This is a genomic window from Lysobacter antibioticus (assembly GCF_001442535.1).
GTDB lineage: Bacteria > Pseudomonadota > Gammaproteobacteria > Xanthomonadales > Xanthomonadaceae > Lysobacter > Lysobacter antibioticus.
Genome location: NZ_CP013141.1, coordinates 3,430,860 through 3,442,820 on the forward strand (window position 1 = coordinate 3,430,860; position 11,961 = coordinate 3,442,820).

Consider the following 11,961-nt stretch of genomic DNA (forward strand, 5'->3'; position numbering starts at 1 on the left):
ATCGTTCGAGCGGGGTTTGACCACGATGCCGAGCGCGAAGCGCGTCGCGACGGCGAGTTCGGGCAAATCCAGGCAGGCTGCCGCCGATGTATTGAGCGCACGTGCGCTGAACCGCGCGCTGTTGGCGCGGCAGTCTTTGCTCGAACGCAGCAGCGAATCCGTGCCGGCGATGGTCGAGCGCCTGCTCGGCCTGCAGGCGCAGGCGCCCAATCCGCCTTACCTGGGGCTGTGGACGCGGCTGCGCGATTTCGCCCTCGACGACCTGACCGCTGCCATGCAGGCCCGCGAAGTGGTGCGCGCGACGATGATGCGCGGCACCTTGCACCTGGTCAGCGCGCAGGACTATCGAAGACTGCGCCCGGTGCTGCAGCCGGTATTGCAGCGGCTGTCGTTGCAGAGCGGTCATGCGCGGGCGCTGAAAGGTTTGGACCTGGCGGCGCTGCGCCGTGCCGGCTTCGAGGCCTTGCGCGCGCAGCCGCTCAGCGCGACGGCGCTGGGCGAGGCGCTGCGTGCGCATTGGCCCGATCACGATGCCAACGCACTCGCTTTGTTGGTGCGCGGCGCCGAGCCTTTGGTGCACGTCCCGCCGGCAGGCCTGTGGGACTCGCACAAGCCCGCCTGTTTCGCCACCGCGATCGATTGGCTGGGCACGCCGATAGACGACGGTGCCGACGAGGCGGCGATCGACGCGATGCTGTTGCGTTATCTCGGCGCCTTCGGCCCGGCCAGCGCACGCGATGCGACGACCTGGTCCGGGCTGACCGCGACGCGTGAACGCCTCGAACGCCTGCGTCCCGGGTTGCGGGTGTTTCGCGACGAGGCCGGCACCGAGTTGTTCGATCTGCCCGATGCGCCGCGCCCCGACCCGGATACCCCGGCGCCGCCGCGATTGCTGCCCGAGTTCGACAACGTATTGCTGTCGCACGCCGAGCGTTCGCGCATTTTCGAGGAGTCCTCGCGCGGCTCGATCTTCACTCGCAACGGCCTGGTCGCGGCCACGATCCTCGTCGACGGCTTCGTCGCCGGCACCTGGAAGCTGCAGCGCGACGCCCGCTCGGCAACCTTGACCCTCACCCCCTTCAAGCGCCTCAAGCCGGCCGATCGCCGGGCCCTGGAGCGCGAGGCCGACCTGTGTTTGAGCATAGCGGCACCGGCTCAGGCACAGCGTGAGCTGCGTTTCGTCGCAGCGACCGCATAAGAACGTCGCTGCCTGCGCTTTGCGCCGCCGATGAATCCGCTATTGAACGATGAATGCGCGGCTGCGCGAAGGGCGCATCGATCGCGTTGACCTGCGCATTCGTAAAGGTTGTGTTGTGTTCAGCGAATGTGCGCCGTCGTCGCGCCGGCTATTGGCGCTGCAGGTCACGTTTTGCCGTGTTCCGCCAGCTCACTTCGCCGATGGCCTAACGGCATCGGCCGCGCTTGTGGTTAAGCCAACGTAGCTTTAACGCTTGCGGTCGCCGATCGGTTCAGAAGCGCGGCGGCAAGGTGGACTCGTGCGGTAAGCGCCACCGGCAGTCGAGACCGCGCAGTACAGCAAACTCATTCCAGGAGACATTCATGAACCAGATTTCCCGCAAGTCGCTGATCGGTACCTTGGCTCTGGTCGCTTCGCTGTCCGCGCCGCTCGCGTTCGCACAGTCCACGACCGCCGCGCAGACGCCGCCGACCGAGGACGCCGCCGCAGCGGCCACCGGTGCACAGGACGCAGCAGCGACTTCCGCCGCCCAGCCGACCGCCGCCGCCCCGCAGAAGAAGAGCTGGGCCGACGTCGACGGCAACAAGGACGGCAACCTGAGCAAGACCGAAGCCGCGGCCGTACCGGCGTTGGGCCAGGTCTTCGAACAGGCCGACGCCGACGCCAATGGGGCGCTGACGCCGGACGAATACAAGGCTTACGTCGCCAAGGTCCAATCCAACGGCGGCGCCAAGAACGGCGGCTGATACCGCCTATCGGGGTGCAGGATCTCCTGTGTTGTGTGAAGGGCGGCCCTCGGGCCGCCCTTTTTTATGGACGCGATTCGCGGCCAGGGCGGCTTCAGCCGGCTGGCCGGCGCGCTCGTCGGCGTCCGCAGACTGCTGCCGGGCCGCGATCGCAGCGGCCCTGAGGGGCGGCCGGCAGGGACCGGGACCGCGCGACCGTCCCCGCTTATCCACAGCCGACATCTCAGTTTGGCTGGCTACCCGAGTCCGCCGGGGGCGGCTTGGTCGTGGGCCGTTGGCGAGGTTGGATCGGCGGTCGCGATCTCCAAGGCCATTTCGGCGTTACCGGGTGCTTTTGCTGAATGGTTCAGACGTCTCATTCAGCTATTGATAACGGTTCAGCGAAACAGGCCTACAACCGACAAGCGGTCACCGAAATTCCGTGACTCCCGGGCAATCTGTGTTTATCGTCACATTAATGAGTGATGAGGTTAGTAGATCGTTAAGCGCAAGGTGGGAAGTGCACTAACTATCGAAGGGCTGATTTCGTCGAAATCGGCCCGTCTTCGGACAGGGGTTTGGGGCTTTAACGAGTTGTAGCGATAGGACTCTCAGAGGGGGAGAGGGATATGGCTCGACGCGGGACCGAGACAAAAGTTTCATTTGAAACAATTTGCGGCGCAGGCCGGCTCAAGCGCGGCCGGCCGCTCTGCTGCATTCGCGGGGGAGGCCTAGCTCTCCCGTCCACTTTGCCCGACTGGCGCGAACTGGCGCCGCTAGTAACCAAAGTGACGCTCTGGGGCACATCCAGACCGGGCCGCTTTTCTAGATCTTCAGATTTCATAAAAGTGAGACGGCTGGCACAGTTTTTGCAGCCGCACTGAGCATGTCCGTGTCCGTTCCTCCCTCCAATCTGGGCTCATCCATTCACTTATGTGAAGGATGAGTCGAGTGGCCGCCTGCGATGCAGGCGGCAGTCGCGCCAGAGCGGGCGACGGGGGCAGTCGGGGTCGGGGAAGCATTTTCGAACACTTAGCTAGCAACACGTCGCGTGCCAACGAGCTCGGCACGACGGCAATCGGGGAGCAAACAGCGTGATCGCCAAATTCCAAGCCCTCGCGACAGCCTTCAGCCGTCGCATGATCATGCCGGTCGCATTCGCGGCCTCCCTCTTGCTGACCGCGGATCCGGTGCACGCTCAGCAGGCCGTCAACACCGCGAGCGTGACGCCTCCTTCCGGGGTCACCGACCCCACCTGTAACGTCGCCAATCCCCCGTGTAACAGCGCGACCGACAGCGACTCGATCCTGGCCTCCCTGACCCTGGTCAAGACGGTCACCAACGACAACGGCGGCACCGCGGTTGCGACGGCCTGGACGCTGCAGGCGGCGGGCCCGACCCCCATCAGCGGTGTCACTGGCGCCACCGCGGTCACCAATGCTCCGGTCAGCCCGGGCAGCTACACCCTCTCTGAAACGGGCGGCCCGAGCGGATACACCGCCGGCACCTATAGCTGCGTCGTCAACGGCGGCGCCCCGGTCGTTTCCAACAGCCTGACGCTCGCCTTCGGCGATACCGCCACTTGCACCATCAACAACGACGACCAGGCCGCGACCCTGACTCTGGTCAAGACGGTGACCAACGACAACGGCGGTACCGCGACGATCAGCGACTTCCCGCTGACCGCGACCGGCCCGACCACGATCACCGGCGTGAGCGGCACGGCGACGGTGACCAATGCACCGGTCAGCGCCGGCGTCTACACCCTGACGGAAGCAGCCGTGGCCGGTTATACCGCCGGCGCCTGGAGCTGCACGGCGGGCACCTTGTCGGGCAACAGCCTGACCTTGGCGAACGGCGTGAGTGCGACTTGTACGATCGTCAACGACGACCAGGCGGCGACCCTGACCCTGGTCAAGACGGTGACCAACGACAACGGCGGTACCGCGACGATCAGCGACTTCCCGCTGACCGCGACCGGCCCGACCACGATCACCGGCGTGAGCGGCACGGCGACGGTGACCAATGCACCGGTCAGCGCCGGCGTCTACACCCTGACGGAAGCAGCCGTGGCCGGTTACACCGCCGGTAGCTGGAGCTGCACCGCGGGCACCTTGTCGGGCAACAGCCTGACCTTGGCGAACGGCGTGAGTGCGACTTGTACGATCGTCAACGACGACCAGGCGGCGACGCTGACCCTGGTCAAGACGGTGACCAACGATAGCGGCGGCACCGCGACGATCAGCGATTTCCCGCTGACCGCGACCGGCCCGACCACGATCACGGGCATCAGCGGTGATGCAGCAGTGACCAGTGCACCGGTCAGCGCCGGCGTCTACACGCTGACGGAAGCGTCGGTGGCCGGCTACACCGCCGGTGCCTGGAGCTGCACCGCGGGCACCTTGTCGGGCAACAGCCTGACCCTGGCCAACGGTGTTTCCGCGACTTGCACGATCGTCAACGACGACATTCCGCCGACCCAGACGATCGCCAAGACCATGACCAATGCCGATAACGACGGCAGCGGCACGGTGTCCTTGGGCGACGTGCTGACCTACACGGTGACGGTGACCAATACCAGTACGACCACGAATCTCAATAACGTGGTGGTGAGCGACAGCAAGATCACGCCGACGGGCGGCACGACGCCGTGTGCCAGCGTTGTTCCGGGCGGTACCTGCACCTTGATCGGCACCTACACGGTGACCGCGGCCGACGTGACCGCCGGTTCGATCAGCAACACCGCCACTTCGACCAGTGCGATCTGCCCGGCGGGCAGCACCGATCCTGCGTGCACCACGACGGTGAACACGCCGGTGACGCCGCTGAGCCAGACCCTGGCGAAGGCGATGACGGGCAATGCCGACGAAGACGGTTCGGGCACGGTGTCGCTGGGCGACACGCTGACCTACACGGTCACCGTGACCAACACCAGCGCGAGCGGCAACCTGACCAACGTGGTGGTGAGCGACAGCAAGATCACCCCGAGCACGATCACCTGCGCCACGGTGGCGCCGACGGCGACCTGCGTGCTGACGGGCACCTACGTGGTGACCGCGGCCGATGTGACCGCCGGTTCGATCAGCAACACCGCGACGTCGACCAGCCCGGCCTGCCCGGCGGGCAGCACCGATCCTGCGTGCACCACGACGGTGAACACGCCGGTGACGCCGCTGAGCCAGACCCTGGCGAAGGCGATGACGGGCAATGCCGACGAAGACGGTTCGGGCACGGTGTCGCTGGGCGACACGCTGACCTACACGGTGACGGTGACCAACACCAGCGCGAGCGGCAACCTGACCAACGTGGTGGTGAACGACAGCAAGATCACCCCGAGCAGTACGACCTGTGCATCGGTCGCGCCGGGCGCCACCTGCGCCCTGGTCGGCACTTATACGGTGACCGCGGCCGACGTGTCTGCCAGTTCGATCAGCAACACCGCAACCTCGACCAGCACCGTCTGTCCTGCGGGCAGCACCGATCCGGCCTGCACCACGACCATTAACACCCCGGTGGTTCCGTCGACGGTCAGCTACACCAAGTCCGCCAGCACGGCCGGTCCGGTGGTGGTCGGCGACGTGATTACCTACACCCTGACGACGACGGTGGCTAACGCGCAGACCATCGGTGTGCTGACCCTGACCGACACGCTGGGCGCTGGCCTGGACTTCGTGGCGGTGACCGGTCAGAGCCCGGCGAGCGCCTATAGCTGCAACGCGGCCAATCCGCTGGTGTGCACGCTGCCGGCCGGTACGGTGCCGGGCGTCTACACCGTGACCTACACGGCGCGTGTGAACGCCCAGGCGACCGGTAACGTGACCAATGCGGTGGTCGGCACGGGCACGGATAACCCGACCTGCACCGGCACCTGCACCACCGATACGCCGGTGACGGCGTCGGCGGTCAGCTACGAGAAGACGGCGAGCACGGCCGGTCCGGTCGTGGTCGGCGACGTGATCACCTACACCTTGACGGCGACGGTGACCAACGCGCAGACCACGGGCGTGACCACGCTGACCGACACGATGGGGTCCGGTCTGGACTTCGTCGCGGTGACCAGCGCGGGTGCGTTCACCTGCAATGCGGCCAATCCGCTGGTGTGCAGCTTGCCGGCCGGTACGGTGCCGGGCAGCTACGCGGTGACCTACACCGCGCGGGTCAACGGCCAGGCCGGTGGCAGCGTCAACAATGCGGTGGTCGGCACCGGTACGGACGCTCCGAGCTGCAGCAATGCGGGCTGCTCGGTCACGACCGAAGTCGCGCCGCCGGTGGTCAGCTACGCGAAGTCGGCCAGTACGGCCGGCCCGGTGGCGCAAGGCGACACGATCACCTACACGCTGACGACGACGGTGGCCAATGCGCCGACGCGCAATGCCCTGACCCTGACCGATACCCTGGGCACGGGTCTGGACTTCACCGCGGTGACCGGTGCGGCCGGCTATAGCTGCAATGCGGCCAACCCGCTGGTGTGCACGCTGCCGGCCGGTACGGTGCCGGGCACCTATACGGTCACTTACACGGCCAAGGTCAACGCGCAGGCGTCGGAGACGGTGAACAACACCGTGGTCGGCACCGGTACGGACAACCCGGCATGCGTGGGCATCTGCGCCACCAGCACCACGGTGGCGCCGCCGCCGACCCTGCGGGTGATCAAGCAGGCCTCGCCGCGCGACGTGAAGATCGGTGACCTGGTCCGCTACACGGTCACGGTCGAGAACACCGGTACCGTCGATGCGATCGATGCGACCCTGGTCGATACGCCGCCTGCGGGCTTCACCTTCGTCGACGGTTCGCTGTCGGTGGCCGATCGCGACGGCGTCGGTCGCCTGGTCGGTACCTATCCGATCCAGGTCGACCAGGTCGACATCGCCGCCGGTGAGCGCGCGACGTTCACCTACCTGCTGCGGGTCGGCGCCGGCGTGCGCGCGGGCATCCACTCCAACAGCGCGCTGATGCGCGACAACGGCAAGATCGTCTCCAACGTGGCCACCGCCGAAGTGCAGCTGATCGCCGATCCGTTGCTCGACCACGCCCTGATCCTGGGCACGGTGTTCGACGACCGCGACGGCGACGGTTGGCAGGACAGCGCGGCGATCGACGACGCGCGGGTCCAGGGCGGCTTCGCTGCCGACGCTTACGTGCCGAACTCGACTACGGTCGATCGCGGCACCGGTCCGAAGGCGGAACCGGACGCGAGCTCGCCGATGCTGCACGGCATCGTGTTGGGCGGCATCTCGGCCCGTCAGTCCGACGCCGATCCGGTCGACGCGCACCGCGTGGTGATCAGCCAGCGCCTGAAGGAGTTGAGCTTCACCGACGACTTCGCGCTGACCACCAAGCAGGGCGTGACGGTGCGGATGGATGCGGCCGGTACCACCCGGATCGAGCGCAGCGGCGACGCGGCCAAGAACCTCAGTGGCGCGGCCCCGACGGTGGAACGTCGGGTCAGCCCGACCGAAGGCGGCTACGTGGTCGACTACATCGTCCGCAACACCGGTGTCGACGAACGCGGTATCCCGGGCGTGCGTATCGCCTCGATCGAGGGTTTGTTGATGGAGACCGACCAGTACGGCCGCTATCACCTCGAGGGCGTGGACGTGGGCACCCTGGAACGCGGCCGCAATTTCATCCTCAAGGTCGATCCGTCGACCCTGCCGCCGGGCAGCGTGTTCACCACCGACAACCCGCTGACGCGCCGCGTCACCCCGGGCCTGCCGGTCCGCTTCGACTGGGGCGTCAAGCTGCCGGCCGGGCTGATCGAAGGCGGTGAGGAGCAGATCGAGATGGAACTGGGCGAAGTGTTCTTCGCCCCGGGCAGCGCCGAGGTGCGTGCGCAGTACCTGCCGGCGATCGAGAAGATGGCCGCGCAGATCAAGCAACACCGCGGCGGCGAAGTGGTGATCAGCGCCAACGGCGATGGCGAGTCGCTGGCGTTCGATCGGGCTTCGGCGGTCAAGGCCGAGTTGGTCAAGCAATTGCCGGCCGACGTGCTGCAGGCGCTGAAGGTCAGCGTGCGCGGCAACGCCGACGACCCGGGTTCGCTGATCGTCGGCCTGGGCGAAGGCGGTGCGCTGCTGGGCACGGTGTTGTTCGACACCAACAAGGAGACCATCCGTCCGGAGTTCGAGCCGCTGCTGGATAAGGTCGCGGCTGCGCTGGAGCGCATGCACGGCGGCGTCATCGCGATCGTCGGCCACACCGACGTGCGCGCTTCGTACCAATACAACACTGCGCTCGGCATGCGACGCGCCAAGGCCGTCTACGACGCGTTGGCCCAACGACTGAGCCCCGAAGTGCGCGCCAAGGTGCGAGTCGAGTCGAGTAACGATCCGACCGCCCCTGTCGACGTGAAGCGGAATTGAGGGGGCGGATCATGAAGATGAAGATGAAATTGCTGGACTACACCCTGATCAGCTTGCTGGCGGGCGCAGCCCCGTTGGCGACTGCGCAGGAGTCCACCAAAGAGGCCGCCGCCCAGACCGAAGGGCCTGCCGAAGCCGTGAAGTGCACGGAAGACGCGTGCAGCGGCGAAGACGGCTTGCTGTTCAAGCTGCGTACGCGCAGCTACAGCAAGCCGGTCACCGAGGGCACGACGGCGAAATCCTCGTCGGAAGCCCTGCAGCCGGACCGCCGCGTGTCGGTGGCGCTGGAGCAGCCGGGCAAGGCGGTGGCGATCGGCAAGTGGTCGGTCAGCCTGCCCAACGGCGGGGTGATCTGGGCGACCGAGGATCCCACCCTCGGCCGTCCGGAGATGAACATCAGCGGCACCAGCCTGGTCTCGTTCGACGGCACCAAGGTGCTCAAGCCGGTGCGCTTCTATGCGTACAACAACTATGCCTCGTTCATCCAGCGCGCCGAAGTGTTGATCTACCGCGCCAGCGACACCGACCTGGTCGATCCCTTGGCCAAGGTCGAGTTGCCGGTCGGGGCGATCAGCGAGGCCGAATGGGACGGCACCCTGCCGGCCGGCTACGAAGCGCGTGCCGGCGACGAACTGCTGTACCTGGTGCGTGCCTACGGCGCCGACGGCAGCGTCGACGAGACCTATCCGCAACGCATGCAACTGGTGCGGCCGGAAGAGGCCGAACGCGGCCTGCAGACCATGCGCAACGCCATGGAGCGCAAGCAGGGCACCTCGCTCGGCATCGAAGAGGCGCAACGCAACAGCCTGACCGAAGCCGTGTTCGGCAGCAGCACCCTGCGCCAGCAGAACATCGGCATCTACGGCTCGCGCATCCGTATCCAGGGCCGCAACATTCCCGAGAACTACTCGGTCACCATCAACGGGCGCAATTTCCCGGTCGACCTGGAACGCAAGCTGGTCGCCGAATACCTCGAGCCGATCGGCCGCCACGAGTACGACCTGCGCCTGAAGGGCGAGGGCGGCGAGATCGAGCACAAGCTCGACATCGACGTCAGCGGGCGCTACATGTTCGCCGTCGCGATCGCCGATGTGACCGCCTCCAAGGGCAGCACCTCCGGTTCGATCGAGCCGTTGGCCGGCGACGAGCATTTCGATAAGAGCTTTCTGCTCGAAGGCCGCCTGGGCTTCTATCTGAAGGGCAAGATCAAGGGCAAGTACCTGGTCACCGCCCAGGCCGACACGCGCGAACGCGAGGTCAGCCAGTTGTTCAACGGCTTCTGGAAGGCCGACCCGCAGGACATCTTCCGCCGCCTCGATCCGGACCTGTACTACCCGGTCTACGGCGACGACTCGACCACCTACCGCGACGTCGACACCATGGGCCGCTTGTACGTCCGCGTCGACTGGGACAAGAGCCAGGCGCTGTGGGGCAACTTCGAGACCGGCATCACCGGCACCGAATACGGCCAATACAGCCGTTCGCTGTACGGCGGTGCGCTCAATTGGCGCAGCCGCCGCAGCACCGTGCTCGGCGAGCCGGGCAGCGAACTGCGGGTGTTCGGTTCCGAGGCGCAGACCGCGCCCGGCCATAACGAGTTCATCGGCACCGGCGGCAGCCTGTACTACCTCAAGCACACCGACGTGCTGCCGGGCTCGGACAAGATCGTGCTGGAAGTGCGCGATGCGACGACCGGCCGGGTCGAGAACCGGGTCGACCTGGTGCGCGGCGCCGACTACGAGATCGACGAGATGCAGGGCCGCATCCTGCTGACCCGTCCGCTGGCGCAGGTGACCCGCGAGAACATCCCGACCCTGACCCGCGACACGCCCCCGGACCGGCTTCACCCAGGTGCTGCTGGTCGACTACGAGTTCATTCCGAACGGCTTCGACGCCGACTCGGTCACCGCCGGTTTCCGCGGCAAGCACTGGTTCGGCGACCACGTCGCGCTGGGCGCGACCTATGTCGACGAAAACCGCGCCGGCGACGACTACACCTTGAAGGGGCGGACCTGACCCTGCAGGCCGGTCGCGGCACCTACCTGAAGCTGGAGCAGAGCCAGACCGAGTCGACCAGTTCGCCGATCTTCTTCTCCGACAACGGCGGCCTGAGCTTCAACGAAATCAACTCCGGGCTCGACCAGCGCAAGGGCACGGCGCGCTCGGTGGAAGCGCGCGCCAACTTCAAGGAGCTGGGCTGGACGAATCTGGACTGGTCGGCCGGCGCCTGGTGGCGTCGCGTCGATCCGGGCTTCTCGATCTCGCGCTACGACCTGGGCCAGGAGGTTCAGGAGCACGGGTTCGAGGTGCTGGGCCAGTTCAATCCGGCCTTCAACATCTACGGCCGCTACAGCCGCGCCGAACGCGGCAGCGAATCGCTGACCCAGGCGCAGTTGACCGGCGAATGGCGGATCAGCGACTCGACCACCTGGGCCGCGGAAATCCGTCGCGTCGAAGAAAACCGCGCCACCCTCGACGCCGCCGGCGTGTTGGGCGCCCTGCAGTACAAGCGCCGCTTCGGCAGCAGCTTCGATCTGTACGGCACCGCCCAGGTCACCCTGGACGACGACAACGGCCGCTACGCCGACAACGACGCCTTCACCCTGGGCGGCAAGTACGTGTTCGGCAACCTGTCGAGCGTCGGCGCCGAGCTGACCACCGGCGACCGCGGCGACGCGGCGCAGATCAACGCCGAGTACCGCATCCAGCCCGACCACACGGTCTACGGCAGCTACACCTACTCGACCGATCGCACCGATTTCGACCCGCTGTTCAACAACCGCCTCAACTCGGGTTGGACCCTCGGCCAGCGCTGGCGCTTGTCGAACCAGGTCAGCATGTACAACGAGAGCCAATTCCTGAAGGCGCCGAACGAATCCGGTCTGGCCCACACCTACGGCATGGATTTCTATCCGAGCCAGGGCTGGAACCTGGGCTTCACCTTGCAGAGCGCACGCCTGGACAAGGAGATCGGCGAAGTCGATCGCCGTGCGGTCAGCCTCAGCGGCGGCCACACCTCGGCCGCGACGCAGTGGCAGAGCAAGCTGGAATGGCGCGAGGACACCGGTGCGGAGCGTCGCGAGCAGTGGGTCACGACCAACAACCTGACCCACAAGATCAACGAAAGCTTCCGTATCGCGGCACGCTTCAACTACTCCAAGACCACCGACCAGATCAACGCCGAGGCCGGCGCCAAGTTCATCGAAGGCAACGTCGGTTTCGCCTGGCGGCCGTGGAACAGCACCAAGTACGCGCTGCTGGGCAAGTACACGTATCTGTACGACGTGTCGGCGCTGCCGCAGATCGGCGACAACGTGGCGTTCTACGATCAGCGCAGCCAGATCCTGTCGCTGGAAGGCATCTACAACCCGAACCACCACTGGGAATTCGCCGGCAAGCTGGCGCGTCGCGAAGGCGAAGTGCGTTACGGCCGTCTCGAGGGGCAGTGGGCCGATTCGGCGACCACCTTCGCCGCGGTGCAGACCCGCTACGAGTTCGCCGAAACCTGGCATGCGCTGGCCGAGTACCGCTGGCTGGGCGTGAAGGACGGCGGCGATCGCCAAGGCTTCCTGATCGGCGTCGACCGCGACATCGGCCGCAACTTCCGCGTCGGTGTGGGCTACAACTTCACCGAGTTCAGCGACGACCTGACCAACTTCGACTACGACCACAAGGG

At 66.4% G+C, this 11,961-nt stretch carries 3 protein-coding genes; all 3 read left to right on the plus strand.

Annotated elements, in window-relative coordinates; translation table 11 throughout:
* Positions 1-25: 25 nt before the first annotated feature.
* On the plus strand, positions 26-1,198 hold the full coding sequence (locus GLA29479_RS13830; RefSeq protein WP_057971941.1) for a winged helix DNA-binding domain-containing protein: 1,173 nt from the start codon (positions 26-28) through the stop codon (positions 1,196-1,198).
* Positions 1,199-1,560: 362 nt separating this feature from the next.
* Positions 1,561-1,944 (plus strand): EF-hand domain-containing protein, encoded by a 384-nt coding sequence (locus tag GLA29479_RS13835; RefSeq protein WP_031371971.1) that lies wholly within the window; start codon positions 1,561-1,563, stop codon positions 1,942-1,944.
* 1,073 nt (positions 1,945-3,017) lie between these two features.
* Entirely contained in the window at positions 3,018-8,285 is a 5,268-nt protein-coding gene (locus tag GLA29479_RS13840) for a DUF7507 domain-containing protein (RefSeq protein ID WP_144436522.1), read from the plus strand.
* Positions 8,286-11,961 lie beyond the last annotated feature (3,676 nt).

Excerpts from the sequence above, each read along its gene's own strand:
- GLA29479_RS13830 (WP_057971941.1), top strand. The coding sequence starts at position 26 with ATGCCGAGCGCGAAGCGCGTCGCGACGGCGAGTTCGGGCAAATCCAGG.
- GLA29479_RS13835 (WP_031371971.1), top strand. The coding sequence starts at position 1,561 with ATGAACCAGATTTCCCGCAAGTCGCTGATCGGTACCTTGGCTCTGGTC.